The sequence below is a fragment of the Armatimonadota bacterium genome, assembly GCA_031459855.1.
GTDB lineage: Bacteria > Sysuimicrobiota > Sysuimicrobiia > Sysuimicrobiales > Humicultoraceae > Fervidifonticultor > Fervidifonticultor primus.
Genome location: JAVKHP010000001.1, coordinates 2,704,918 through 2,731,058, shown reverse-complemented (window position 1 = coordinate 2,731,058; position 26,141 = coordinate 2,704,918). Strand labels below are relative to the sequence as shown.

At 72.9% G+C, this 26,141-nt stretch carries 26 protein-coding genes; 24 read left to right on the top strand and 2 right to left on the bottom strand.

All coding sequences use genetic code 11. The annotated features are described in order from the left end of the window. Positions 1–28 precede the first annotated feature (28 nt). The 16 genes from QN157_12520 (at position 29) to QN157_12445 (ending at position 12,069) form a co-directional block, all read left to right on the top strand. Positions 29–472: a hypothetical protein gene (locus QN157_12520; protein ID MDR7556414.1), complete on the top strand. Its 444-nt coding sequence runs from the start codon at positions 29–31 to the stop codon at positions 470–472. 54 nt (positions 473–526) lie between these two features. Continuing rightward, positions 527–1,039: a DUF177 domain-containing protein gene (locus tag QN157_12515; GenBank protein MDR7556413.1), complete on the top strand. Its 513-nt coding sequence runs from the start codon at positions 527–529 to the stop codon at positions 1,037–1,039. A 34-nt stretch (positions 1,040–1,073) separates the two neighbouring features. Continuing rightward, entirely contained in the window at positions 1,074–1,283 is a 210-nt protein-coding gene (gene rpmF / locus QN157_12510; GenBank protein ID MDR7556412.1) for a 50S ribosomal protein L32, read from the top strand. Positions 1,284–1,492: 209 nt separating this feature from the next. After that, complete coding sequence (locus QN157_12505; GenBank protein MDR7556411.1) at positions 1,493–2,563, top strand: beta-ketoacyl-ACP synthase III; 1,071 nt, start codon at positions 1,493–1,495, stop codon at positions 2,561–2,563. Then, positions 2,560–3,516, top strand: coding sequence for an ACP S-malonyltransferase (gene fabD, locus QN157_12500; protein ID MDR7556410.1), 957 nt, complete (start codon positions 2,560–2,562; stop codon positions 3,514–3,516). The genes QN157_12505 and fabD overlap by 4 nt, the downstream gene beginning before the upstream one ends. 5 nt (positions 3,517–3,521) lie before the next feature. After that, on the top strand, positions 3,522–4,271 hold the full coding sequence (fabG, locus tag QN157_12495; GenBank protein MDR7556409.1) for a 3-oxoacyl-[acyl-carrier-protein] reductase: 750 nt from the start codon (positions 3,522–3,524) through the stop codon (positions 4,269–4,271). Between the two features lie 48 nt (positions 4,272–4,319). Further along, entirely contained in the window at positions 4,320–4,568 is a 249-nt protein-coding gene (acpP, locus tag QN157_12490) for an acyl carrier protein (GenBank protein MDR7556408.1), read from the top strand. 11 nt (positions 4,569–4,579) lie between these two features. Further along, positions 4,580–5,827, top strand: a complete 1,248-nt coding sequence (gene fabF, locus QN157_12485; GenBank protein ID MDR7556407.1) for a beta-ketoacyl-ACP synthase II — start codon at positions 4,580–4,582, stop codon at positions 5,825–5,827. Next, a complete protein-coding gene (gene rnc / locus QN157_12480) occupies positions 5,821–6,582 on the top strand; it encodes a ribonuclease III (GenBank protein ID MDR7556406.1) in 762 nt (253 codons plus the stop codon). The genes fabF and rnc overlap by 7 nt, the downstream gene beginning before the upstream one ends. Then, positions 6,579–7,109 carry an HIT domain-containing protein gene (locus QN157_12475; GenBank protein ID MDR7556405.1) on the top strand — a complete coding sequence of 177 codons (531 nt, stop codon included), beginning with the start codon at positions 6,579–6,581 and terminating at the stop codon, positions 7,107–7,109. Before rnc ends, QN157_12475 begins: the two co-directional genes overlap by 4 nt. Before the next feature lie 56 nt (positions 7,110–7,165). Then, the gene (gene paaA / locus QN157_12470) at positions 7,166–8,113 is read left to right on the top strand and encodes a 1,2-phenylacetyl-CoA epoxidase subunit PaaA (GenBank protein MDR7556404.1); all 948 of its coding nucleotides are present in this window, start codon (positions 7,166–7,168) and stop codon (positions 8,111–8,113) included. A 79-nt stretch (positions 8,114–8,192) separates the two neighbouring features. After that, positions 8,193–8,522, top strand: coding sequence for a hypothetical protein (locus QN157_12465; protein ID MDR7556403.1), 330 nt, complete (start codon positions 8,193–8,195; stop codon positions 8,520–8,522). Beyond that, a complete protein-coding gene (gene paaC / locus QN157_12460) occupies positions 8,519–9,319 on the top strand; it encodes a 1,2-phenylacetyl-CoA epoxidase subunit PaaC (GenBank protein ID MDR7556402.1) in 801 nt (266 codons plus the stop codon). Before QN157_12465 ends, paaC begins: the two co-directional genes overlap by 4 nt. Before the next feature lie 6 nt (positions 9,320–9,325). Next, complete coding sequence (gene paaD / locus QN157_12455; protein MDR7556401.1) at positions 9,326–9,835, top strand: 1,2-phenylacetyl-CoA epoxidase subunit PaaD; 510 nt, start codon at positions 9,326–9,328, stop codon at positions 9,833–9,835. A 10-nt stretch (positions 9,836–9,845) separates the two neighbouring features. After that, complete coding sequence (locus QN157_12450) at positions 9,846–11,240, top strand: FAD-dependent oxidoreductase (GenBank protein ID MDR7556400.1); 1,395 nt, start codon at positions 9,846–9,848, stop codon at positions 11,238–11,240. Then, positions 11,230–12,069, top strand: coding sequence for a dihydrofolate reductase family protein (locus tag QN157_12445; GenBank protein MDR7556399.1), 840 nt, complete (start codon positions 11,230–11,232; stop codon positions 12,067–12,069). Before QN157_12450 ends, QN157_12445 begins: the two co-directional genes overlap by 11 nt. Positions 12,070–12,134: 65 nt before the next feature. Here the strand turns inward: QN157_12445 and QN157_12440 are convergent, their stop codons facing one another. Continuing rightward, a complete protein-coding gene (locus QN157_12440; GenBank protein MDR7556398.1) occupies positions 12,135–13,115 on the bottom strand; it encodes a DUF72 domain-containing protein in 981 nt (326 codons plus the stop codon). A gap of 173 nt (positions 13,116–13,288) precedes the next feature. Between QN157_12440 and secD the strand changes: the two genes are divergently transcribed. The 8 genes from secD to dtd all read left to right on the top strand — a co-directional run bounded on the left by secD (position 13,289) and on the right by dtd (position 25,058). Next, the gene (gene secD, locus QN157_12435; GenBank protein MDR7556397.1) at positions 13,289–14,650 is read left to right on the top strand and encodes a protein translocase subunit SecD; all 1,362 of its coding nucleotides are present in this window, start codon (positions 13,289–13,291) and stop codon (positions 14,648–14,650) included. Next, positions 14,647–15,657 (top strand): protein translocase subunit SecF, encoded by a 1,011-nt coding sequence (secF, locus tag QN157_12430; protein ID MDR7556396.1) that lies wholly within the window; start codon positions 14,647–14,649, stop codon positions 15,655–15,657. Before secD ends, secF begins: the two co-directional genes overlap by 4 nt. A 66-nt stretch (positions 15,658–15,723) precedes the next feature. After that, positions 15,724–16,008 carry a LapA family protein gene (locus QN157_12425; GenBank protein ID MDR7556395.1) on the top strand — a complete coding sequence of 95 codons (285 nt, stop codon included), beginning with the start codon at positions 15,724–15,726 and terminating at the stop codon, positions 16,006–16,008. Positions 16,009–16,240: 232 nt separating this feature from the next. Beyond that, positions 16,241–19,744, top strand: coding sequence for a single-stranded-DNA-specific exonuclease RecJ (gene recJ / locus QN157_12420; GenBank protein ID MDR7556394.1), 3,504 nt, complete (start codon positions 16,241–16,243; stop codon positions 19,742–19,744). A gap of 97 nt (positions 19,745–19,841) precedes the next feature. Continuing rightward, on the top strand, positions 19,842–22,049 hold the full coding sequence (locus tag QN157_12415) for a bifunctional (p)ppGpp synthetase/guanosine-3',5'-bis(diphosphate) 3'-pyrophosphohydrolase (protein MDR7556393.1): 2,208 nt from the start codon (positions 19,842–19,844) through the stop codon (positions 22,047–22,049). Between the two features lie 40 nt (positions 22,050–22,089). Next, a complete protein-coding gene (locus tag QN157_12410) occupies positions 22,090–23,271 on the top strand; it encodes an aminotransferase class I/II-fold pyridoxal phosphate-dependent enzyme (protein ID MDR7556392.1) in 1,182 nt (393 codons plus the stop codon). Between the two features lie 34 nt (positions 23,272–23,305). Continuing rightward, positions 23,306–24,514, top strand: coding sequence for an aminotransferase class V-fold PLP-dependent enzyme (locus QN157_12405; protein ID MDR7556391.1), 1,209 nt, complete (start codon positions 23,306–23,308; stop codon positions 24,512–24,514). 73 nt (positions 24,515–24,587) lie between these two features. Then, complete coding sequence (gene dtd, locus QN157_12400) at positions 24,588–25,058, top strand: D-aminoacyl-tRNA deacylase (GenBank protein ID MDR7556390.1); 471 nt, start codon at positions 24,588–24,590, stop codon at positions 25,056–25,058. Positions 25,059–25,165: 107 nt separating this feature from the next. On the opposite strand, the gene QN157_12395 is transcribed toward dtd, so the two are convergent. Next, positions 25,166–25,873: a nucleotidyltransferase family protein gene (locus QN157_12395; GenBank protein ID MDR7556389.1), complete on the bottom strand. Its 708-nt coding sequence runs from the start codon at positions 25,871–25,873 to the stop codon at positions 25,166–25,168. Between the last annotated feature and the right edge of the window lie 268 nt (positions 25,874–26,141).

The window sequence follows — 26,141 nt, the reverse complement described above, 5'->3', positions numbered from 1 at the left end:
AGCGTAGACGGAAGCAAGGGAGGGGCGCATGGAGTCGGCTCTGGAGATGCTGGAGCGCGCCGAACGGGTGCTGCGGCGTCACCTCGGGCGCCTGCCGGCCGACGTGCGCCAGGCCGTCGAGCAGGAGGTGATCGGCCTGCTGCGGATGGCGCGGGCGGCCCTGCCGCAGGAGCTGCGGCGGGCTGCAGCGCTGCAGGCCGAGGCGGAAGCGGCACTGGCCCAGGCGCGCGAGGAGGCGCGCCGGCTGGTGCTGGACGCGCAGGCACGGGCGCGGGCGGCGGCCGAGGGCGGTCCGTCGCCGGAGGCTGCCGCGAGTCTGGACGAGATCCGGCGCGAAGCCGAGCGCATTCGCCGTGGTGCCGACGAGTACGCGGCCGACGTGCTGCAGCGGCTGGAAGCCGAGGTGGAGCGCGTGCTGGCCACGATCCGGCGGGGGCAGGAGGTGCTGCGCGCGCCCCGGCGGGTTCGTTGACACTGCAAAAACCCGCTCCCTATAATGGGACAGCCTGGCGGAGGGCCTGGCACCATGATCGTGGATCTGCACCGGCTCCGCGCGGAGCGGGGCGCCGTCCTCGTGGTCAGCTACCACGAGACGCTCGCCAGCCAGATCGCCGAGGTGCCGTTCACGGATCCGGTCGACGGCGAGTTCACGTTAACCAACCTGGGCGCGGTCCTGAAGGTTTCCGGGTGGGTGCGGACCCAGGTGGAGCTTCGGTGCGACCGGTGTGCGCGGCCGTTTCCGTACCACCTGGCGGCCGAGGTGGACGAGGAGCTGGCGTGGGACGAGGACGACCCGGTGCTGGTGACGGCGGGCGGCAGCATCGGGCTGGACCTCTCGGGGCTGGCCCGCGAGGAGCTGGTGCTGGCCCTGCCCATGGTCGTGCACTGCCGTGAGGCGTGCGAGGGCATCTGCGAGCGGTGCGGCGCCGATCGGCGCGACGGCCGCTGCCAGTGTCCCGACGAGCCCGCGCCGACGCAGCTGCAGCCCCTGGCGGCGCTGCGGGCCCTGCTGGGCGACGACGCGAGCACCGCGACCTGAACGACGGGCGTCAGCCAGACGGAGGAGACACCACGTGGCGCAGAAACGACGACATCCCCATTCGTGGACCGGACACCGGCGGAGCCGCTGGACGCTTGCGCCCGTCACCCTCGTCACGTGCCCGCAGTGCAAGGCTCGCGTGCTCCCGCACCGGGTCTGCCCCTCGTGCGGTACCTACGCCGGGCGGGAGGTCGTCGCTCCCTCCGCGCGGTCTGGCGCGAAGAAGAAGAGGAAGGAAGCCTAGATCACCCCAAAAGTCGTGACGCGATTTTTGGGGACCCCGGTCCCCTTATGCGTGACCGTGTGTCAGACATGCTCCTCGCGGGTGGCCGATCCGCATCGCATCCGGACGGTGGATGCGGCGGACTGTGATCCCATGCCCGGTGTGGCCGCGACGCACCTGACCGCCGGCGTTCGCCGACCCATCTGGATCCTCGCCACAGGAGGTCTTCCATGAGCACGGTCCATCCCGTTCCGCGGGTGCAGGCTGCAACGCGGACCGCCACGCGGCGAGGCGCGACCATCGCCGGCATGGGTCGGAGCATCCCGGCCAGGGTGGTGACCAACCGCGAGCTCGAGCGGCTGGTCGACACCAGCGACGAGTGGATCGTCACCCGCACCGGCATTCGCGAGCGGCGCGTCGCACCCGACGGGGTCGCCACCTCCGACCTGGCCGTCGAGGCCGCCCGGGACGCGCTGCGGGACGCGGGGCTGGACGCCCGTGACGTGGATCTCATCCTGGTGGGCACCGCGTCGCCCGACATGCTGTTTCCCGCCACCGCCTGCCTGGTGCAACACCAGCTGGGGGCGGTGCGGGCAGGCGCCTTCGACGTCTCGGCGGCGTGCAGCAGCTGGGCGTACGCCGTCGCGATGGGGCACGCCGCCATCGCTGCCGGCACGGCCGACACCGTGCTGGTGATCGGTGCCGAGACCCTCTCCCGCATCACGGACTGGACCGACCGCGCTACGTGCGTGCTGTTCGGCGACGCGGCCGCCGCGGTGGTACTGCGCCCCTGCGCGGCCGGCGAGGGATTTCTCGCCTTTCACCTGGGCGCCGACGGTGGGGGGGCCCAGCTCATCTCCCTGCCCGCGGGCGGCTCGCGCCGGCCGGCCAGCCCGGAGACGGTGGCGGCGCGGGAGCACTTCATCAAGATGAACGGCCGGGAAGTGTACAAGTTCGCCGTGCGGGCCATTCCGCGGGCGCTGGAGCAGGTGGTGGCCCAGGCGGGGTACACGGTCGACGAGGTGGACTGCTTCATCCCCCACCAGGCCAACCTGCGGATCATCGAGGCGGCGGCCCGCCGCCTCGGCCAGCCGCTGGAGAAGTTCTTCATCAACGTGGACCGGTACGGGAACACTTCCGCCGCGTCGGTCCCGGTGGCGCTCTACGAGGCCGTAGAGCAAGGGCGGGTGCGTCCGGGCGACCTGGTGGCGTTCGTGGCGTTCGGCGGGGGATTGACGTGGGGCGCGGCGGCGATGCGCTGGACGGCAGGGCCCAGGGGAGGTCGGCCGCAGACGCCGTGATCGCGTTCGTGTTTCCCGGCCAGGGCGCGCAGCACGTCGGCATGGGCGTCGCCATGGCCGACCGGTTCCCGCAGGCGCGCCGGGTCTTCGACGAGGCCAGCGCTGCCATCGACCTGGACCTGCTGGCGCTGTGCCGCGACGGCCCCGACGAGGTGCTGCGCGAGACCGAGAACACCCAGCCGGCGTTGCTGGCCTGCAGTTGGGCCATTGCGGCGGTCCTGATCGCCCACGGGATCGCCCCGCGGTACGCGGCCGGCCTCAGTCTGGGCGAGTACACGGCGCTGGTGGCCGCGGGTGCTCTGGACCTGGCCGATGCCGTGCGGGTGGTGCGGCTCCGCGGACGCTACATGCAGGAGGCCGTGGCCGGGCGCGCCACCGCCATGGCGGCGGTGCTGGGGCTGGACGTCGACACCGTGGACGGCGTCTGCCGCGAGGTGACCGGCGTGGTGGAGGTCGCCAACATCAACGCGCCCGGCCAGGTGGTCATTGCGGGCGACCGGGCGGCCGTCGACGCTGCCTGTGCACGTCTGCGGGCCCTGGGTGCCCGGCGTGCGGTGCCCCTGGCGGTCAGCGCGCCGTTCCACACGTCGCTCATGGAGGCGGCAGCCGCGCGGCTCGCGCCAGTCCTCGCCGCGGTGCCGCTGCGGGATGCTGCGATCCCGGTCGTCGCCAACGTCACGGGCGAGCCGGTGCAGGACGCGCAGACCATCCGCCAGCTCCTGATCGCCCAGGTCGCGCGCCCGGTGCGCTGGGAGCAGTCAGTGCGTCGGCTGCATGGGCTTGGCGCCACGACGTTCGTCGAAGCCGGACCCGGAACGACCCTGGCCGGTCTCGTCCGCCGGACGCTCCCGCAGGCGCGTGTGCTCTCGGTGGCGACCCCCGCCGACCTGGATGCGGCCCGCGCGGTCCTGGCCGACGCTGTGGGCGCCGACGCGGGCGACGCGCGCGGGTAAGCGCCATGGGGGTGCTGGACGGCCGTGTGGCCGTGGTCACCGGCGCCTCGGGCGGCATCGGCAGCCGGATCGCCGTGGCGCTCGCCCGGGAGGGCGCGGCCGTGATCGTGCACTACGCGCACCGCCAGGAGGCCGCCGAGGCGGTGGTGGCGGAGATCGCCGCGCTGGGTGGCCGCGCGCGCGCCGTCGCCGCCGACCTGACGTCGCCCGAGCAGGCCGCAGCCGTGGTGGCGGCCGCCACCGACACGTTCGGCCGGCTCGACATCCTGGTGAACAACGCCGGCACGACCCGCGACGGGCTGGTGCTCCGGATGACGGACGCGGACTGGCAGCAGGTGCTGGCCACGAACCTCTCGGGAGCGTTCTACTGCATCCGGGCGGCGTTGCGCGAGTTCCTCCGGCAGCGCAGCGGGCGTATCATCAACGTCGCCTCGGCGGCCGGCCAGGCGGGCAACGCCGGGCAGGCCAACTACGTGGCCGCCAAAGCCGGGCTCATCGGCCTGACCCGGGCCGTGGCGCGCGAGGTCGGCTCCCGGGGCATCACCGTGAACGCCGTGGCGCCCGGGTACATCGCAGCCGGCATGACGGAGCGCCTGCCGCCCGAGGTGAGGGCGCGCTACCTTCAGCAGATCCCCCTGGGCCGGGCAGGGACGCCGGAGGAGGTGGCGGCGGCCGTGGTGTTCCTGGCCTCCGACGCGGCGGCGTACATCACGGGGCAGGTCTTGAACGTCGACGGTGGTATGATCATGCATTGACCCGGGCCGGGCGCGTCCAGCCCGGCCGGTGCGGAGGTGATGTGGACGATGGCGTCGGTGTTCGAACGTGTGCGCGCGCGGGTGGCGCACCAGCTCGGCGTGGAGGAGGAGACGATCACCCGGGAGTCGTCCTTCGTCGAGGACCTGGGCGCCGACTCGCTGGACGTGGTGGAGCTGGTGATGGCGCTCGAGGAGGAGTTCGAGATCGAAATCCCCGACGAACAGGCCGAGAAGATCGTGACGGTCGGGGACGCAGTGAAGTTCATCGAGGCCCACATGAAGGACCAGGCCCAGTAGGTGGCGATGCGGTGGCACCCACGCGGCGGCGGGTCGTCGTGACCGGGCTGGGGGTCGTCACCCCCCTGGGCATCGGCCATCAGGCCTTCTGGGCCGGGCTGGTGGCCGGACGGTCCGGCGTCCGGCGCATCACGGCGTTCGACCCCTCGGGGTTCGCCACGCAGATCGCCGCGGAGGTGCCGGACTTCGACCCCACGGCGTTCATGGACCGTAAGGAAGCACGGCGCAACGACCGGTTCGTGCAGTTCGCCTACGCGGCCGCCCGCTTGGCGCTGGAGGACGCGGGGTTTACCATCACGGCCGCCAACGCCACGCGGGTGGGCGTCGTCATCGGCTCGGGCATGGGCGGGGTCATCACCTGGGAGGCCCAGCACCGTACCCTCATCGAGCGCGGCCCCGACCGCGTCTCGCCGTTCTTCGTGCCCATGGTCATCGGGAACATGGCCAGCGGCGTGACCGCCATCCTAATCGGGGCCAAGGGGCCCAGCCAGGGCGTGGTGACCGCGTGCGCCACGGGCGGGAACGCCATCGGTGATGCGGCGCGCCTCATCCAGTACGGCGAGGCCGACGCGATGCTGGCCGGCGGGTCGGAGGCCGCCATCACGCCGCTGTCGCTGGCGGGGTTTGCGGCGATGAAGGCGATGACGACCCGCAACGACGACCCGGCGGGCGCATCACGGCCGTTCGACGCCACCCGGGACGGGTTCGTCATGGGCGAGGGCGCCGGGGTGGTGCTCCTGGAGGCCCTGGAGGTGGCCGAGCGGCGTGGCGCGCCCATCTACGCCGAACTCGTCGGGTACGGCACCAGCACCGACGCCCACCACATCACCCAGCCCGACCCCGAGGGCGACGGCGCGTCCCGTGCCATGGCGGCGGCGTTGCGCGATGCCGGGCTCCCCCCCGAGGCGGTGGACTACATCAACGCCCACGGGACCGGCACGTCCTACAACGACCGCCTGGAGACGCTGGCCATCAAGCGCGCCTTCGGGCCCCACGCCCGCCGGCTCGCCGTCAGCTCCACCAAGTCGATGACCGGCCACCTGCTGGGCGCCGCCGGCGGCGTCGAGGCGATCGCCTGTTGTCTGGCGCTGCGCCATCAGGTGATCCCCCCGACCATCAACTACCGGGTGGCCGACCCCGAGTGCGACCTGGACTACGTCCCCAACACCGCGCGCCCGGCGCGGCTCCGCACCGTCATGTCCAACGCCTTTGGCTTCGGGGGCCACAACGCCACCCTGGTGCTCCGGGCCGTATGGTGAGACCCCTGCGCGGCCCGAGCCCGCCGGACGAGACCGGCGCCGTCGGCGAGGTGCTCTCGCAGGAGCGGCTGGCGCAGCTGGCGCAGCTGGAGGAGCGCCTGGGCGTGCGCTTTCGCGACCGCTCGCTGCTGGACCTGGCGCTGCGCCACGGGTCGTTCAGTCACGAGCGCGGCGCCCCGCTGAAGAGCTACGAGCGGCTGGAGTTCCTGGGCGACGCGGTGCTGAGCCTGGTGGTCAGCGACGACCTCTACCGCCGGTATCCCGACGTGGACGAGGGCGGGCTCGCCAAGCAGCGGGCGCGCCTGGTCAACGAGGCGGCCCTGGCCTCCATCGCGCGCCGGCTGGGGCTGGCGCGGTACATCCTGCTCGGGAAGGGGGAGGAGAAGGGCGGCGGTCGCCAGCGGCCGGCACTGCTGGCCGACGCGGTGGAGGCGGTGATCGGCGCCATCTACATGGACTCCGGCTACGGCGTGGCGCACGCGGTGGTGTCCCGGTGGATCGCCGACCTGGCCGAGGAGATGCAGCGCGCCGGCCAGGACTTCAAGAGCCAGCTCCAGGAGCGCCTGCAGCGGCGGGGGCAGATGCCGCGCTACCGCATCACGCAGGAAGAAGGCCCCAACCATGCCCGCGTCTTCGTGGCGGTGGTGGAGGCGGGCGGCAAGCTCCTGGGCGAGGGGCGCGGCCGCAGCAAGAAGGAAGCGGAGCAGGCCGCGGCCGCGCAGGCGCTGGCGCGCCTGGACCGGGGCGGGCCATGAACGTGCTGTGGGCCCCGTGGCGCGGCGTCTACGTCATGGCGCCCAAGCCCGACGGCTGCATCTTCTGCGACGCGCTCGCCGCCGGCGACGACCGGGGCCGGCTCATCGTCCACCGCGCGGCCCACGCGTTCATCATGCTCAACCAGTTTCCGTACAACAGCGGACACGTGATGGTCGTCCCCTACCGCCACGCCGCCCGGCTGGACGCGCTGACCGGCGACGAGGCCGGCGCGCTGGTGACCGTCACCGCGCTGGCGGTGCGCGCGCTCGAGGCCGCGCTGGCCCCCCAGGGGTTCAACATCGGCCTGAACCTGGGGCGGGCGGCGGGGGCAGGGGTGGAGGACCACCTGCACGTGCACGTGGTCCCCCGATGGGTGGGTGACACGAACTTCATGCCGGTGCTGGCGGCGACCAAGGTGCTACCCCAGCACCTGACGGAGACCTACGATCGGCTGCAGGCTGCGCTGGTGACCACGTCGCGTGCCCAGGTGCAGCTCGATCCGAAACACCCTGACCGAGGGTGTTGAAGCGCACGCGCCGGGTGCGTACAATGGGACACGATCGTGGGGCGGGGAGTGACCGGATGATGCATCACCAGCCGGCAGCGCCCGAGGACGATCCCGAACAGCTGGCGGCGTTCGAGGCGCGGATCGCCGCCGGCGAACGGGTGGAGGCGGGCGAGTGGATGCCCGCGCGTTACCGCGCCGAGTGCCTCCGGCTGATCCAGATGCACGCCAACTCCGAGCTGATGGGCGCGCTGCCCGAGCGCGAGTGGATTCCCCGGGCACCGACGCTGGCGCGCAAGATGGCGCTGATCGCCAAGGTGCAGGACGAGATCGGGCACGCCCAGCTGCTCTACCGCGTCGCCGAGGACCTGGGCCGGCCCCGTGCGGCCATGATCGACGACCTGCTGGCGGGCCGGGCCAAGTTCCACAACGTCTTCCACTACCCCGCCGAGACGTGGGCCGACGTGGTGGTCATCCAGGTGTTCGTCGACGGCGCGGCGATGCAGACCCAGGGGGCGCTGCGCGCCTGCTCGTACGCCCCCTACGCCCGGGTGCTGCGCCGGATCTGCTACGAAGAAGACTTCCACATCCGGCTGGGGATCGACGGGTTCAAGGCGCTGGCCGAGGGCACGCCGGCGCAGCGGGCGATGCTGCAGGACGCGCTGGACCGCTGGTGGACGCCGTTGATGCACTTCTTCGGCCCCCGCGACCAGGCGTCGCCCCACCTCGAGCAGATGATGCGCTGGCGCATCAAGGTCAAGACCAACGACGAGCTGCGCCAGCAGTTCTTGCGCCAGTTCGTGCCGCTCATCCAGGAGTACGGGCTGCGGGTTCCGGATCCGGGCCTGCGGTGGGACGAGGCCACGGGCCAGTACGTCTACACCGAGCCCGACTGGGACGAGTTCCGGCGCATCCTGCGTGGCGAGGGCCCCAGGACGCGGGCCCGGTTGGAGCTGCGCAACCGCTACCACGCGCAGCACCAGTGGGTGCGCGAGGCGCTGGGGCGATGGGCGGCGGCCGCGTAGGGCGCCGGGGGAGGGCGGCCTGCTCCAGACGCCGCGGATCCGCAGGCCGCGGCGCGGCACGACGCGAGGCGACCAGGCGGTGGACTCCCGGCAGCGGGCCGCGGCCGTGAACCTGGGCGACGTGGTCCCCGAGGCCGCGTCCGTCTTCGCCGTCTTCCGGCAGGACTCCAAGGCCGAGCCCCACGTGCACGTGGGTGATGTGCACGCGCCCGATCCGGAGATGGCGCTGGTGCTGGCCAAGGAACAGTTCGCCCGGCGCGACCCGTGCGTGAACCTCTGGGTCGTGCGCTACACCGACATCACGGCGACCCGCTACGAGGACGCCGACCTCTTCGCGCCCGCCACCGACAAGAGCTACCGGTTCGGCGGCTCGTACCGGGAGCAGCAACGGGTCTACCGCCGGCGATGACCGGGCTGTGGACGGCGGCCGATGCGCCCGTCGCCCTGCGGGACGACGCCGTCCAGGCCGCGCTGTGCGGTGTGCTGCGGGCCTGGGCCGACGACGAGCTGATCCTGGGCCACCGCCACGCGGAGTGGACGGGGTTCGCGCCGGACATCGAGTCCGACGTCGCGCTGTCGTCGATCGCCCAGGAGGAGCTCGGGCACGCCCGCGTGCTCTACGAGCAGGTCGCGGCGGCGACCGGGGCGACACCCGACGGGCTCGCCTTCGGGCGGGACGCGCCAGCGTTTGGCAACGCGGTGCTGGTCGAGCACCCCAACGGCGACTGGGGTTTCACCATCGTGCGCGCATGGTTGTACGATCACGCCGATGCCGTCCGGCTGGCCGACCTGGCCGACGCGCCCCTGGGCCCGTTCGCGGCGCTGGCCAGAGCGCTGCAGCGCGAGGAGAAGTACCACCTCCTGTTCAGCGATGCGTGGCTGGTGCGCCTGGCCCGCGCCGGCGACGAGGCGACCGCCCGGCTCCAGGCGGCGCTGGACGCCATCTGGCCCGACGCCCTCGGGCTGTTCGAGGAGACCGACGATCACGCGCGCCTGGTCGGCGACGGGCTGCTGCCCGCCGGGCCGGTGGCACAGCGCGGCCGGTTCGAGGCCGCCGTGCGACCGCGTCTGGAGACGCTGGGCCTGCGTCCCCCATCGGTGGCCGCGGCCACCGGCGGCCGGCGCGGCCACCACACGGCCGCGCTGCAGGCGCTCCTGGAGGAGATGACGTCGGTGTGGCGTACCGATCCCACCGCGCGCTGGTGAGTATCCATGGCAGTGACCCGTGACGAGGTCTGGCGGGCGTTGGGGACCATCGAGGACCCGGAACTGCCCGTGGCCATCACGGACCTGGGCCTCGTGGAGACGGTCGAGGTCTGCGACGACAGGGTGCGGGTGCTCCTGGTGCCCACGTTCATGGGCTGTCCGGCGCTCGAGGTGATCCGCGCGCGGGTGCGCGCCCGGGTCTTGGAGCTGCCGGGGGTGCGCGGCGCCGACGTCGAGTTCCGGTACGACGTGCCCTGGACCCTGGACCGCCTGACGCCCGCGGCGCGCGCGCGGCTGTCGGCTCACGGGCTCAGCGTCCCGCACCGGACCCTGGCCGAGCCCGCGGCCTGCCCCTACTGCGGCTCGACGAACACCGTCCTGGAGAACGCGTTTGGCCCCACGCTGTGCCGGGCAGTCTACTACTGCCGCGACTGCCGCAATCCCATCGAGCGCTTCAAGCCGCCCGGCGACCCCGTCCCGCTAGCAGCACCGGCAGCGCGGCAGCCCGCGGACTAGGCGCGCGGCCGTGCGGGCCCGGGCGCTGGCCGCCCTGCTCGCCTGCCTGGGCGGCGTGGTGCTGGTCCTGGCGCGTCCCCAGATGTTGCGGCGGGACCTGCGGCCCCCGGTGCTCGCTGCCGACGTCCTCGTGGTCGGCGGCAGCCCGGCGGGGGTGGCCGCCGCGGTGGCGGCGGCCCGCCAGGGGCGCACGGTGCTGCTGGTCGAGCGCCGGCCCTACCTGGGCACCGTGTGGACGGGCGCGATGCTCAACATGGTGGACCTCAGCCGCAAGCCCAACGGCGAGCACCTCGTCCGCGGCATCTTCCTCGAGGTCTACGGGCGGCTCGGGGGGGTCACGTTCGACCCACGGCACGCGCGCCGGGTCCTGCGCGAGCTCGTCGAGGCCGAGCCGGGGATCCAGCTCCTCCTCCAGACCGAGGTCGTCCGACCGCTGCGCGACGGCGCGCGGGTCAAGGGCGCCCTCCTGCGGTTCCCCGACGGCGAGGTCCGGCCGGCCAGGGCAGCGGTGGTGATCGACGCCACCGACGACGGCGACCTCGCGGCGGCGGCCGGTGTGCGGTTCACCTACGGGCGGGAGACCTCGGGTCTGGACCGCCGGGCGATGCCCGCCACGCTCCTGTTCCGCGTGGCCGGCGTCGACTGGCGCGCGGCCGTCCACTACGCCTGGTCGCACCGGCGCGGCCGCCAGCCCAGCGGCGCGCTGGGCGGCTACGCGTGGGGGTTCCGTGACCTGATGTTCAACTACCAGGCGGCCGACGAGCGGACCTCGGCCCATGACCTCAACCTGGGACGGCTGCCCGACGGGACCATCTGGATCAACGCCCTGCAGGTGCACGACGTCGACGGGACCGATCCCGCCTCGGTGCGCGAGGGGTACGAGCGCGCGCGCGCCGAGATCCCGCGGCTGCTGGCGTACCTGCGAGCGCACGTGCCGGGATTCGAGCGTGCGCGGCTGGTGGAACTCGCGCCGGAGCTCTACGTCCGCGAGACCCGTCACCTGGCCGGTCTCTACACGCTCACCGCCGACGACATCGCCGCGAGCCGGGTGTTCTGGGATCGCGTGGCGGTCGGCTCGTACCCGATCGACCTGCACCAGTACCGGAAAGGCGAGCGCTACCCGTTCAAGCCCGTACGGCGGATGTACACCATCCCGTTGCGGGCGCTGGTCACCGCCGGCGTGGACGGGCTGTTCGTCGCCAGCCGGGCGTTCTCGGCCACCTACCAGGCGGCGGGCTCCGCCCGGGTCGTGCCCACCACCATGGCCATGGGGCAGGCCGTGGGCGTGGCGGCGGCGGTGGCGGTCGAGCACGGGGTGACCCCGCACCAGCTGGCTGCAGAGCCCGACCTGGTGCGCGAGGTACAGCGGCGGCTCGTGCACGCCGGTGCGGTCATTGAGTTCTGACGCACCGCGCCGCCACGACGGGCCGGACGCTCTGCCCGACGTGCTCCACCTGGTGTACCACGCCTCCCGACCCTTTCCGGCGACCGAGCCGCTGGCCGAGGTCTACCGCGACCTGGACGTACGCGTCCCGGCCGACCGGCCGGCGGTGATCGTCAACATGGTGCAGACCCTCGACGGCGCCGTGGCGGTCGACGGCAGGGCGTGGACGCTCGGCTCCGCGGTCGATCACTACCTGTTCCACACCCTGCGGGGCTGGGCCGATGCGGTACTCAGCGGCGCAGGCACCCTGCGTCGCAACGACGTGGTGGCGGTCACCCATCCGGTGCTGCAGGCCGCCCGCCGCGCCAGCGGCCGCCCGGCGAACCCCGCAGCCGTCGTCGTTACGCGGCGGGCGGAGTTCGCCCCGGAGGTGCTGGCCAAGCGGTTCTTCACCCACGGCGAGGTGCGGCCCGTGGTCCTGACCACCGAACTCGCGCGCGCAGCCGACCGGCGCCAGCTGGAAGCAGCCGGTGCGGAGGTGCTCGTCACGCCGGTCGGTCCCGGCGGCGAGGTCGATCTCGCTGCTGCCCTGGGGCTGCTCGCGGCGCGCGGATGGCGCCGCCTGCTGGCGGAGGGCGGCCCCGCGTTCAACCGTCGGCTGGCCGACGCCGGCCTGGTCGACGAGCTGTTCGTGACCGTCACCGCGCAGATCGCCGGCGTCCCCGACCCGCGGGTGCTGGCGGGTCTGCTGGGCGGCGCGCGGGCGCAGCTCGTCCTCGTCAGCGAGTACCAGTATCGCGCGCCCGACGTCCGCGAGTGGTACCTGCGGTTCCGGGTGGTCCCGCGCTGAGCGCGCCGGTTGCAGCCTTCCGGCACCAGCACACCGGCATCTCGGGCGTGGCCGTCTCGGACGCGTCACTGTGCCCGCGCTGCGCCTGCGGGATCGTCGAAGCCGCCGGCCAACAGGTCGACCATCTGGCGGGCGTTGCGCGCTGCGTGACCCCGCGCGTGGTTGTTGAACATCAAGTACAGTGTCCGCACCTGGCCCGCGAGCGTGCGGGCGTCGCGGGCCCAGGCGCAGAGCTCGTCTGGCGAGTACAGGTAGTCGTAGGCCCGCTCGGTAGGCGCCCGCCGCTCCAGCAGCGCAGGGTTGCGGCCGTGAAACCGCACCACGGACCAGTCGGCGGTGACGACGAGCTCCGGCGGAGGGAGGTACTGCGCCTGGACCAGGTCGGGGACGACGTAGGCGAAGCCGCGCGCGCGCAGGTAGCCCAGGAAGGTCTCGCGGTGGCGGCGGAACAGCCAGTCCCGGTGGCGGATCTCGACGGCCACCGGCCAGGCGCGCAGGTACGGCATCCAGGCCTCAAGCGAGGCCAGCAGGTCGGGCGAGAAGCCCCGGCCCTTGGGAAACTGGAACAGGACGTAGCCGAGCCGGCCTGCGCGCGCGAAGACGTCGACGAAGGCCGCGAAGGCGTCCCAGGCGGCCGCGAGCGCCTCCTCGGGCACGTGCGTGCCCGCCACCGGCCCGCCCTCCCGCAGCGCAGCCGGGAGCAGCGCCGCGATGCCCGGCGGCAGCCGCCGCGGGTCGCTCTCGTGTCCGGTCAGCCAGGCGAAGGCCTTCACGTTGAACCGAAACGACGGTGGCGTCCACGCCAGCCACTGGCGCGCGCGCTCGGCGGGCTGGAGCGCGTGGTACGACGCGTCCACTTCGACGGTGGGGAAGACGGATGCGTAGTGCTGCAGGCGCGCCTGCGGGTCGGTGCGGGCGCCGCGCGGATAGAAGTCGCTGGCCAGAAGGCCCCGGTCGGCCCACGAACAGGTGCCCACGAAGACCTCGCAGCCGTCCACACGGAGGGGACGCGGCGTCGCCTCGGCGCCAGCGGGCCACAGGCTCACGGACGCAGTGTTCGTGGGCGCTACGGCCATCCCCCTGCCCGCATGCGGCGTCGGTGGGCCGGTGGGCCCGTGGTTTGACACTGCATTCCTCAGACGCCTATAATGAGCCGGGCCGTGGCCCTCTTTTTTTGCGCCCTCGCGCGCTGCGCCCGTGATCGAAAGGGGATTGCCCGGTGGGATCGCGCGTCGGTCTTCGGCTACTCCTGATCCTCGTCCTGGTGCTGGTCGCCGTGCAGATCGCCTTCCAGCCGGTTCGTCTCCACGGATGGCGTCCGGCGTGGCAGGGCGCCGCCCTGCGCATGAACCTCGGCCTCGATCTCCAGGGTGGCAGCCTGCTGGTGCTCGAAGGCCGCGACTCGCCCACCACGAAGGCCACACCCGAAGCGGTGGACGCCGCCATGCGGGTGATCGAGCGGCGCATCGACCAGCTGGGGGTCGTGGAGCCGACCATCCAGCGCCAGGGCGCGACGCGGATCATCGTCGAGCTGCCCGGCATCGAGGATCCCGACCGGGCCATCCGGCTCATCGGCACGACCGCGCTGCTGGAGTTCGTCGACACCGGGACCCAGCAGCTGCCCGAGGGCGCGCGGTGGAGCGCTGATGGCAAGACCGTCACCCTGCCCGCGCCGGCCGGGCAGGCCCCGCCGGCGCCGCTGGCGCTGGAGAAGAAGGTGGTGCTCACCGGCGCGGACCTGCGGGATGCCCGTGCCGCGTTCGACCAGACCACCGCCGAGCCCATCGTGCAGTTCGAGTTCCACGGCCGCGGCAGCCGGATCTTCGAGGAGTTCACCGGCAAGAACATCGGCCGCTACCTCACCATCGTGCTCGACAACGAGGTGATCTCGTCGCCGGTGATCCGCGACCGCATCACCGGCGGGCGGGGGGTCATCAGCGGCGGGTTTCGGTCCATCGAGGAGGCCCGGGACCTGGCCGTGCTGCTGCGGGGCGGTGCGCTCCCCATCCCCGTCGAGGTGGTGGAGAACCGCACCGTGGGCCCCCAGCTGGGCCGTGACTCGATTCAGGCCAGCCTGAAAGCCGCTGGCATCGCCTCCGTGGCCGTGGCGGGGTTCATGGCCCTCTACTACGGGGCCGCCGGCGTGCTCGCCGTCCTGGCGCTGGCGGCCTACCTGGTGTTCCTCGTCGCGGTCCTGACCGGTCTGGGCGCTACGCTGACGCTCCCGGGCGTGGCCGGCATCGTGCTGTCGGTGGGCATGGCGGACGACGCCAACGTGATCATCTTCGAGAAGATGAAAGAGGAGCTGCGGGGCGGGAAGGGCGTGCGGGCGGCGATGACGGCCGGATGGCGGCGCGCCATGACCACCATCCTGGACTCGAACGTCACCACGTTGCTGGCGGCGCTGGTGCTCTTCCTGCTGGGTAGCGGGCCCATCCGCGGGTTCGCCGTCACGCTCAGCGTCGGCGTCGTCGTCAGCATGTTCACGGCCATCGTGGTCACCCGGGCGCTCGCCGACGGCCTCGACGCCCTGGGCCTGGGCGGCGCGCTGGAGCGCATGGCGGGAGGGGCGCGACGATGACCGACGCGCCTCGCCTGTGGGACATCATCGGCCGCCGCCGATGGGGCTACCTGCTGTCGCTGCTGGTCATCGTGCCCGGGGTGGTGGCCCTGGTCTGGCACGCGGCCCAGGGCCGCGGTGCCCTCAACTGGGGGGTCGACTTCACCGGCGGCGACTTCTTCCAGCTGCGGGTCGAACGGCCCTTCACCCTCGACCAAGTGCGTGCTGTGGTGGACCGCTACGCGGTGGGGCAGAGCATCATCCAGCGCGGCGGCCAGGAGGAGCGCGACGGCCTGCTGTTCATCCGCACCCGGCCGATGGCGGCGGAGGCCCGTGAGGGGATGCTGGCGGCACTACGCGCGCAGTTTGGCCGCGTCACGGTGCTGCAGCACGAGCAGGTCTCGCCGAAGATCGGCAGAGAGCTGCGCAACGTGGCCATCGTGGCGGTCGTCCTGGGCCTGGCCCTGCAGGTGCTGTACATCTCCTATCGGTTCCGGTCCGTGCGCTACGCGCTCACGGCCGACGCCGCCCTGCTGCACGACCTGCTGGTCGTCGTGGGGGTCTTCGCCCTGACCCGCAAGGAGGTCAACAGCAGCTTCGTGGCCGTGCTCCTCACGGTGGTCGGCTACTCGATCAACGACACGATCGTGGTCTTCGACCGGATCCGGGAGAACCTGGCCCTGCGGACGCGCGAGCCCTTCGACCGTTTGGTCAACCGCAGCCTGCTGGAAGCGCTGGTGCGCTCCATCAACACGGTGCTGACGACCCTGCTGGCGCTTGGGGCGCTCTACCTCTTCGGGGGCTCCACCACCCGGGACTTCGCGTTTGGGCTGATCGTGGGGATTCTCACCGGGGCGTACTCGTCCGTGTTCAACGCCAGCGCGCTGCTCGTCGACTGGCACCTCTGGGCCGAACGGCGGGCCGGGCGCGGGCGTGCGGCGCTGGCCGCGCAGGGTCCCGCACCGGAGGCTGCGGTCAGTGCGGCCGCGCCGTCCGCACCGGGACGCCGGCGGAGTCGCCGGCGCTGACCCGGTACCTGCCAGGGGTGGCGTCTGTGACGTGCCGTGCGACCGGCAGCAGGTGAGGAGGGCGACGTGTCGGCGTTCACGCTGTTCGCGCTGCTGTTGCTGGTCGGGGTGACCGTGTTCGCCCTGTACAACCCCGACCCGGTCGTGCTCCGGTTCCTCGTCTGGCAGGTGCAGACCACGGTGGCCCTGGCCGTCGTCGGCGGCGCCGTGATCGGCGGCCTCTTGGTCTTCGTCAGCAGCCTGCTGGGCCAGCAGCACCTGCGCGCGCGCGTCCGCGAGCTGCAAGCCCGGGTGCGCGAACTGGAAGCGGCGCGGGGCGTGCCGGGCGACCGGCCGGAACCCGGCGCCTGAAGGCGCCGCCGGCCGCCGGTGCCGGCGCGATGGGCGGGAACCGAGGTGCACATCGTTCCCATCGGCGTTCCCACGCACGAAGTCGTCGACGTCTTGGTGCCAGCGCGCGATGGGCGGGAACCGACGTGCAGCGCGTCCCCGGCCCGCTGTGGTGTTCCAGGTCCCGCCTGACGCGCCGGACGAGGACGGAGGCGGGGCGACGTCGCCTCAGACCTGCAGTGATGGTGGCGAGGTGACGCACACGCAGGGGCAGGGGACCCGGTGGCGGATTGCGCCGGCAGATCCGGCGGCAGCCACCCTGACCACAGCCCTGGGCGTGCATCCGCTGGTGGCGCGGGTGCTGGTCAACCGCGGGCTGCGCGACCCGCAGGCCGCCCAGGCGTTCCTCGCTCCCCACCTGGACCGGCTTCAGGATCCCTTGCAGCTGGCGGACATGGCCCGGGCGGTGGCCTGCGTGGCCGGCGCGCTGGAAGCGCGCCGGCCCATCGTGGTCTACGGCGACTACGACGCCGACGGTGTCACGGCCACGGCCATCCTCGTGCGCGCACTGCGGACGCTGGGTGGCAACGTCGACTTCTACGTGCCCGACCGACGCCGCGACGGGTACGGGCTCCACCCGGAGGCGGTCGCGACGCTGGCAACGCGCGGGGCCGGGCTGCTGCTCGCCGTGGATTGCGGGACCACGGCCCATGCCGCTGCCGACGTGGCCCGTGCGCATGGGGTGGACGTCGTGATCCTGGACCACCACGAGCCCCCGGAGCAGCTCCCCGCCGTTGCCGCCCTCGTCAACCCCAAACGGCAGTCGCCCCGCCCAGGGGACTACTGCGCTGCGGGACTGGCCCTCCAGCTCGCCCGCGCGCTGTTCGCCCGCCGGGGCCATATGGTGCCCGCGGACCTGGTCGCGCTGGCCGCCGTGGGCACGATCGCCGATGCGGTGACGTTGCTCGACGACAACCGCGTGCTGGTCGCCGTCGGACTGGCGCACCTCGCCCGCCGAACGTTGCCGGGCCTGGCCGCGCTCGCCGACGTCGCCGGGCTGCGGTCGCCGTTTGTGGTGCGGGACGTCTCGCATGGCCTGGCGCCGCGGCTCAACGCCGCCGGTCGGCTGGCCGACGCCCGGGACGCCGTGCGCCTGCTACTCACCGAGGACCCGCAGGAGGCACGCGCGCTGGCGCAGACCCTCGATCGGTTGAACGGGCAGCGGCGCCAGCTGTGTGACGCCGTGTTCGCCGAGGCGCTCGAGCGCGTGCAGCGGGATGGGCTGGGGGTGCGCCTGGCGGTGGTCCTGGCGCAGGAAGGATGGCATCCGGGCGTGGTCGGGATCGTGGCCTCCCAGCTGGCAGAGCGCCTGTACCGCCCGGTGGTGCTGATCGCCCTGGAGGGTAGCAGCGGCCGGGGCTCGGCGCGCAGCGTCCCCGCGGTTCATCTGGTCGAGGCGCTGCGCGCGGCGGACAGCCACCTGCTGGCCTACGGGGGCCACGCCATGGCCGCCGGCCTGTCCATCGCCGCCGATGCCGTCGACGCCTTCGCCCGCGCGTTCGAGGACGCCGTGGCAGCCAGGGTCACGGCCGACGACCTGCGCCCGATCGTGGCGATCGACGCGGAGGTGGGTTTGGAGGCTCTCTCCCAGGACCTCGTCGACGCCCTGGGCCTCCTGGCCCCTCACGGCCCGGGCAACCCCGAGCCGGTGTTCGCTACCCGCGGGCTGCGGGCGGTGGCGACACGCCTCGTCGGCGACGGGACGCACTTGCGCCTGGTGGTCGGCGACGGCCACCGTACGGCAGAAGTGATCGCCTTCCGGGAAGGCGAGAAGGCCGAACTCCTGGCCTTCACCCAGGCCTCGGTGGACCTTGCGTACACCCTCGCGCTGGACACCTGGGGCGATGCCCCTGCGCTCCGGCTGGTCGCCGTGGACATGGTCACACCGGGGGTCGACCTGGACGCGGTGGCGACCGATACGCGCCAGGTGCTCGAGCGGTTGTTCGCCCGGGCGTCCGACTACCTCGATGCGCTCGAGAGCGGCCGACGCCCGCTGGAGCACGCCGGCGCATTCCACACCAAGGTCGTGGGGGTGACCTACGCCGGACGACAGGCCGTGGTGCCCAGGGTGCAGCCCGGGGAGCGGCTGCGTCTGGTACGCGAGCCGTCCAACCCGCGCGACCCGTATGCCATCGCGGTCTGCCGGCTGGATGGCACGCACCTGGGGTTTCTGCGGGCGCGCCTCGCCGCGCACCTCGCCCCTGCCATGGACGCCGGCGCACGGTACGTCGCCACGGCCACCGCGGTGACCGGCGGCGGTGCGCGGTCCTGGGGCCTCAACATCCTGGTCGAGCGCACCGGGGTGGCCGATCCGGAGGCAGACGACACCATCAGCCGGGTGCACTGGCCGGAGGAGACCGACGTCCCGGACGCGCTCGTGGCCGGTCTGCTGCGCGGCCGTGCGCCCACCTGTGCGCAGCGTGACGCGTGGGGGCGTCTGCGCCGTGGCGAGCGCCTGGTGGTGCCCCTGGGCCCCGGACGCGGGCTGGTGTCCTCCGCGATCATCGCTGCCCTTGCGGTGCTGGCACGCGGACGACGCCCCACGGTGCTGGCCGTGCCGCGCGCAGCGGTGGCCGACGCGTGGTGGGAGCTCGCCGCGCCGTGGTTGCGAGCTCTTGGCGTGCGCGCGGCCGCCATCCACGGCGCGGCCTCGCCGACCGTCGCCGGCCGGGTGGCCGAAGCGCTGGCCGGGGACCGGCTCGACGTGCTCATCGCATCGCTGCCGTGGGTGGAACGTCACCCCGACGCCGTGGCTGCGGCCATCGTCGTGGCCGACGCGCTGGCGGCAGAGGATCTCGAGCGCCTGCTGGACCGTGCCGGCGAGGTCGTGCGACTCGTGGTGGGCCCGCTGCCGGACGCTCTGGTGCGTCGGTGTGCGGCCCGCGGTCTGTCGATGGTGGCGGTCGGCGGCGGAGCACGCGAGACCCTGAGGCTGGTCGACCGCCGTGGCGGCGGGGCCGACGTCTGGGCAGGCCCGAGGGCGAACGGCAAGGACGGGAAGACCGTCGTGATCGTCGCCGACCCCGCCACCAGCGTGACGGTCGCCGCAGGGATGCGCCAGGACGGACGGGACGACCGTATCGCGTACTACCACGCCGGGCTGCCCGCGACCCTGCGCCGGGTGCTCGAGGACCTGTTCGGGGCCGGCCGGCTCGACTGCCTGGTGCTGGGGACGCACGCGACCGCGCCCGCGATCTGCCCCGATGTGCGCCGCGTCGTCGCGCTGGGCCTCCGTCCCGATCCCCTGCTGGCCGTCGAGGAGCTGGCCCTGGCCGGGGCGGACGGGCGGCGCGCGACGGTGATCCTGGCGTACGGCCCCGACCACCTGGCGGCGGCCGAGGGTGCGCTGGCGGAGACGTTTCCCCCGCGGGACGTGCTCGTACGCTGCTACCGCGCCATCCGCGCGGCCGGAGGGACTGTCGCGGGCGCACCGGACCAGTCGCCCGTGCTGGAGGGGAGTGGCTGCAGTCCGCTCCAGCTCGAGGCCGCGCTGGCGATCCTGACCGAGGCCGGCGTGCTCACCCGCGAGGATCTGGGGACGGTGCGCTACACGCTGGCCGACGTGGCCGGGCGCGTGCCGCTGCATCGATCTTTGCGGTACGTCGAGGGTGAGCGCGCGCGAGCGGCCCTGGCCGCCCTGCGCGCCTGGGCAGGCGGGCCCGCCGCCACGCTGCTGGCCGACCTGGCCGCCGGGTAGGCGGGGCGCAGGGCGCAGGGAGCCGGTCGTCCACCGCGAATTTGCTACGATATTGTCGCGGCGTCGGGCGACATGCGGCCCGGCGCGGGTGACGCCGGTGAAGTGGCTGGACCTGTTCCGACAACCCCGCAGCTTCCAGGCGCTGCCACCCGAGGTGCAGAGCCTGGTGGCGACGCTGCGCCAGCGGTTCCCCAAGGCCGACCTGGACGTGGTGCGTGACGCGTACCTGGCCGCTGCCCAGGCCCACGAGGGCCAGATGCGGGCATCGGGGGATCCCTACATCTCGCACTGCGTGGCCGTGGCCACGATCCTGGCGGACCTGCACCTCGACCCCACGACCGTGGCGGCGGCCCTGCTCCACGACGTCCTGGAGGACACCGGCGTGGAGGCGGCCGAGCTGCGGGAGCGATTTGGCGCCGAGATCGCCGGCCTGGTCGACGGGGTGACCAAGCTGGGCAAGATCGAGTGGCAGAGCCGCGAAGAACGCCAGGCCGAGAGCCTGCGCAAGATGTTCCTGGCCATGGCCAACGACGTCCGCATCGTGCTCATCAAGCTCGCCGACCGGCTCCACAACATGCGGACGATCGCGCCCCTGCCCGAGTGGAAGCGCAAGCGCACGGCCCAGGAGACCCTGGACATCTACGCCCCGCTGGCCGAACGCCTGGGGATCGGGAGCCTCCAGAAGGAGCTGGAGGACCTGGCGTTCCGCGAGCTGCACCCCGAGACCTACGCCGAGCTCGCCCGGGAGCTGGCGCAGGCCGAAGAGGCCCGCCAGGCGCTGGTGGACCGGGTGTGCGCCGTGCTGCATCGCGAGCTGCAGAAGGCGGGCATCAAGGTCGACCGCCGGCACATCACCGGGCGCCCCAAGCACCTCTACAGCATCTGGAAGAAGTTGCAGCGGCCCAAGTACGCTGGCCAGAGCATCGCCCGGATCTACGACCGGCTGGGCATCCGCGTCCTGGTGGACGACGTGAAGGACTGCTACGCGGCGCTGGGCGTGGTGCACTCGCTGTGGAAGCCCATTCCCGGCGAGTTCGACGACTACATCGCCACCCCCAAGACCAGCGGCTACCAGTCGCTGCACACCGCCGTGCTCTACGAGGGCGAGCCGCTGGAGATCCAGATCCGCACCCACCAGATGCACCACGAGGCGGAGTACGGGATCGCGGCCCACTGGAAGTACAAGCAGGGCTCGGCCGCCGAACGCGAGGTCGAGCGCAAGCTGGCGTGGCTGCGGCAGCTGCTGGAGTGGCAGCAGGACCTCGCCGACGCCCGGGAGTTCGTGGAGTCGGTGCGGCTGGACCTGTTCCAGAACGAGGTGTTCGTGTTCACCCCCAAGGGCGACGTCATCGACCTCCCGGCGGGTGCCACACCGGTCGACTTCGCCTACCGCATCCACACCGACGTCGGCCACCACACCGTGGGCGCCCGGGTGAACGGGCGGCTGGTGCCCCTGTCGCACAAGCTCCACACCGGCGACATCGTGGAGATCGTGACCAACAAGTCGAGCCCGGGGCCGAGCCGCGACTGGCTGACGTTCGTGGTCACCAGCAACGCCCGCTCGAAGATCAAGCAGTGGTTCAAGCGCGAGCGCCACCAGGAGAACGTGGCCCGGGGCCGGGAGCTGCTGGAGCGCGAGCTGCGCCGCACCGGCGCCGTGGCCGCGGCCATGAAGGCCGAGCGCCTGCGCGAGGTCGCCGAGCAGTTCCGGCTGCGGTCCGAGGAGGAGCTGCTGGCCGCCATCGGCAACGGCGACGTCTCGCTGCTGCAGGTGGTCGCTGCGCTGCGGGGCGAGGCGCCGGCCGCGGAGGCCCCCGCGGCGCCCGTACCCTCGGCCGCGCCGCCGGCCCAGGCGTCGCGCGGCGTGCGCGTGCGCGGGGTCGACAACGTCCTGATGCACTTCGCCCGCTGCTGCACGCCGCTGCCCGGGGACCGGATCGTCGGCTACGTCACCCGGGGGCGAGGCGTGACGATCCACCGGAGCGACTGTCCCAACATCGCCTTCCTGCGCGCGCACCCCGAGCGCGTCATGGAGGTGGAGTGGGAGCGCACCCACGAGGGCCCCTACCAGGTGGAGGTGGAGGTGGAGGCGTTCGACCGGGTGGGGCTGCTCAAGGACATCCTGGCCGCCATCGCGGAGACCAAGACCAACGTGGTCTCGGTGAACGCCCGCATTCGCAAGGACAAGGTGGCGGTGACCAACATCGTGCTGGACATTCGCAACGTCGGCCAGCTCCATGGGGTGATGCAGAAGATCGAGAAGGTGCCCGAGGTCTTCAGCGTCGCCCGGGTGGTGCCCACCTGAGCGGCCGGCCATTCCCCGGAAGCGTGCAAGGAGGTCGAGGGTGAGGCGGACGACAGCGGCACGGGTGAACCTGTTCACGGAGTCGGTCATCCGGGAGATGACCCGCATCACGGAGCAGCACCAGGGCATCAACCTGGCCCAAGGGTTCCCCGACTTCGACGCGCCGGCCGAGCTGGTGGAGGCGGCCGTCCAGGCGCTGCGCGACGGGTGGAACCAGTACGCCGTCACCTGGGGGTCGCCGCGCTTCCGGGCAGCGCTGGCCGAGAAGGTCGCGTGGTACAACGGGCTGGCGGTGGATCCCGACCGGCACATCACGGTGACCTGCGGCGCCACCGAGGCCATGATGGCCACGCTGCTGGCCGTACTGGACCCGGGCGACGAGGTGGTGGTGTTCGAGCCCTTCTACGAGAACTACGGGCCCGACGCGCTGCTGTCGGGGGCGACCCTGCGCTACGTCCGCCTCGACCTCGATGCCCCCGGCGTGCCGTTCGACCCTGACGATCTGCAAGCCGCGTTTGGCCCGCGCACACGGGCGATCATCGTGAACACCCCCCACAACCCCACGGGCAAGGTGTTCAGTCGGGGCGAGCTGGAGCAGATCGCGGCGCTGTGCCAGCAGTGGGACGCCCTGGCCATCACCGACGAGGTGTACGAGCACATCGTCTACGACGGTGCCGTGCACGTCAGCCTGGCGGCGCTGCCCGGCATGTTCGAGCGCACCGTCACCATCAACAGCATGTCCAAGACCTACAGCGTCACCGGCTGGCGGGTGGGCTGGGCCATCGCCGGGGACCCCGCCATCGCCGACGGCATCCGGAAGGCGCACGACTTCCTGACGGTGGGCGCGGCCGCGGCGCTCCAGGAGGCTGGCGCCGTCGCGTTGCGGTTCCCGCGGGAGTACTACACCCAGCTGGCCGCCAGCTACCAGGAGAAGCGCGACCTGCTGCTGGCGATCCTGACCGACGCCGGGTTCCGGTGTCTGGCTCCCCGCGGCGCCTACTACATCATGGCCGACACCAGCCGGTTCGGGAGCCTCGACGACGTCGCCTTCGCCCGCATGCTGGTCGAGCGCTGCGGGGTCGGGGTCGTGCCGGGCAGCAGCTTCTACCACGAGCCCGCCGCGGGCCGGCGGTACGTGCGGTTCGCCTACCCCAAGCGCCGCGAGACCCTCGAGGAGGTACGCCGCCGTCTGCGGGCGCTGGAGCCCGCGCGACAGGCGTAGCAGACCGCGCCGTGCCGAGCAGGTACACCAACGCGTGCGGTGGGTGGCCGCGGTGGTGAGCGCAGCACGGCCACCCGCGACGGACGACGGCGCGCCGGCCTGGCGGCGCTGGCGCCAGGAGTTTCCGATCTTCGAGCGCGCACTGTACTTCAACACCTGCTCGCTGGGCGCGCTGTCCGTGCGGGTGGAGGCTGCGGTGCGCCAGTTCCTCGCGCTCTGGCACGAGCACGGCGCCGCGGCCTGGTACGGGCCCTGGTGGGAGCGCTTGAGCGCCCTGCGCGCAAAGTGCGCGCGCGTCGTCGGCGCAGCACCCGAAGAGATCGCGCTCTTCCCCTCGATCACCGCGGCGCTGACGGCGGTGGCCAGCGCGGTCTGGGACCCACGGCGGCCCCGTGTCGTGACCAGCCGGCTGGACTTCCCCACCGCCGTCTACCAGTGGCTGGCCAGACAGCCGGCCGGCGTGGAGCCGGTCGTGGTGGGCGACCCGGAGGCGCCCACGACGCCCGTCGACGCATACGCTGCCGCCGTGGACGCCCGCACGGCGCTGGTCGTCGCCTCGCAGGTGTACTACACCAGCGGCTACGTGCAGGACGTGGCCGCGCTGGCCGACCTGGCGCACCGGCACGGTGCCCTGTGCCTGATCGACGCCTACCAGGCCACGGGTCAGCTCCCCACCGACGTGCGCGCGCTGGGGGTGGACTTCCTGGTGACCGGCGGGCTGAAGTGGCTGCTCGGGGGCCCGGGGTTCGCGTTCCTCTACGTGCGCCGCGAGCTGCATGAGCGCCTCCACCCGTCGGCGGTGGGATGGTTCGCCCACCGCGACCAGTTCGCGTTCCGCACCGACCGCTTCGAGCCCGCGGCGGACGCGCGGCGCTTCGAGGGCGGCACGCCGGCGGTGGCCGCGGCGTACGCCGCCGACGCGGGGCTGGAGATCGTGCTCGAGGTGGGGACGGCGCGCCTGCGGCACCGCCAGCTGGAGCTCGTGGCCGACCTGGTGGACCGGCTGCGGACGGTTGGGCTCGCCCCGCGGGTGCCGGCCCACCTGGACGGGCACGCCGGCATCGTGACGGTGCCGGTGCCGGATCCGCCCGGCGTGGTGGCCGCGCTGCGGGCGCGCGGTATCATCGTGGACGCCCGGCCGGGCATCGTGCGTCTCTCGCCGTACTTCTACAACACGCCCGAGGACAACGCGCAGGTGGTGGCAGCCCTCGCCGACGTGCTGGCCGCGGGCGCACCGGCGTAGCCCTGTCGGGAGCGATGGGCTGTCCGTGGTGCCCCGTCCGTCCTCTGGCGTGCCGCCGGTACGCGAGGTAGCCGTGCGCGCGGTGGTCCAGCGGGTCGCCCGCGGTGCGGTGCGGGTCGGCGACGAGGTCGTCGGGAGCATCGGCCGCGGTGTCGTGGTCCTCCTCGGTGTGGGCGAGGGGGATACGGTGGCCGACGCCGACGCCATGGCCGACAAGCTGGCGCACCTGCGGCTGTTCGACGACGAGGCCGGCAAGCTCAACCGCTCGCTGCTCGAGGTTGGGGGCGAGGTGCTGCTGGTGCCGCAATTCACCCTCTACGGCGATACCAGTCGCGGGCGCCGGCCGTCGTTCACGCGAGCGGCCCCGTCGGCGCGCGCCGCGCCCCTGTGCGAGCGCGTGGCCGCGGGCCTGCGGGCGCGCGGCCTGCGGGTCGCTACCGGCCGGTTCGGCGCCCGCATGCTGGTGGAGATCGCCAACGACGGGCCGGTGACCCTGTTGCTGGAGGTCGGCGAGGAACAGCCGGCGGTCCCGCGCACACGGTGAGGATGCGAGACGAACGCCCCCAGGCAGGCCCTCGACGCTCGGCGGTCCCGCGCGCGGTGAGGCTACGCCGTCCGCGGCAGGTTCGCCCGGTCCCGCGTGGGCCCGCCCTACGCCAGGAACGCGGTGAGGAGGCGGCGCTCGAGCTCCTTCCGGACCTCCGAGAGGTCCTTCACGGTGTCGACGGCCCGCCAGTAAGCCGTGGACTTGTATGCGCCGAGCTGGCCGGCTGCCGCCAGCGCAGGGAACGTCGTGGTCTCGTGGTCGCCGGCGTCCGGGAACTGCTCGATGGCCTGCCGGGAGAGCACGTAGATGCCGGCGTTCACCCAGTAGGGCAGGGTCGGCTTTTCGTGAAACGCCACGACGCGGTTGCGCTCGTCGACCTCGACGAGGCCGTAGGTGCTCACGTAGGGGGTCAGGACCACGGTGGCCAGGACGCCTTGCGCCCGGTGGTGCTCCACCACGGGCAGCAGCGGCAGGTTGGTGATCACGTCGCCGTTGGTGGCGACCACGAGGTCGGGGGCGCCGGGCAGCTGGCGGTAGGCGTGCTTGATGGCGCCGCCGCGACCCAGCGGCTCGTCTTCGACCGCGTAGTGGATGCGCATGCCCCACTTGGCGCCGTCGCCGAAGTAGTCGGTGATCACCTCGTGCCGGTAGCCGCAGGCGATGACCACCTCGTCGACCCCCTGGGTCTGCAGCCAGTGCAGCTGGTAGGCGAGGATCGGGACGCCCATGATCTCCACCATGGGCTTGGGACGGTCTTCGGTGAACGGCCGCAGGCGCTCCCCGCGGCCGCCGGCAAGGATGAGCGCGTGCACGGTCCCTAGGATAGGCGAGCGCTGCGGCCCGCGCAAGGGCGCCTGGTCGCGGTTCCACCCACTAGGCTCGACCCCTGCAAGCCCTACATCGAGCAGCGCCTGAGCGCCGGTGTCTGCCCGTGCCCGCAGGCCCGCACGCGACTTGAGCAACTCTGCCTCTACCGCTGCGCCCCCGGTCGCCCGGGAGCGTGCCTCTGCTCTTGCATCGCAAGCGCGAGGCGACGCATGGCGGGACGATGGGGAGGGCCATTTGGCCCTCCCCATCGTT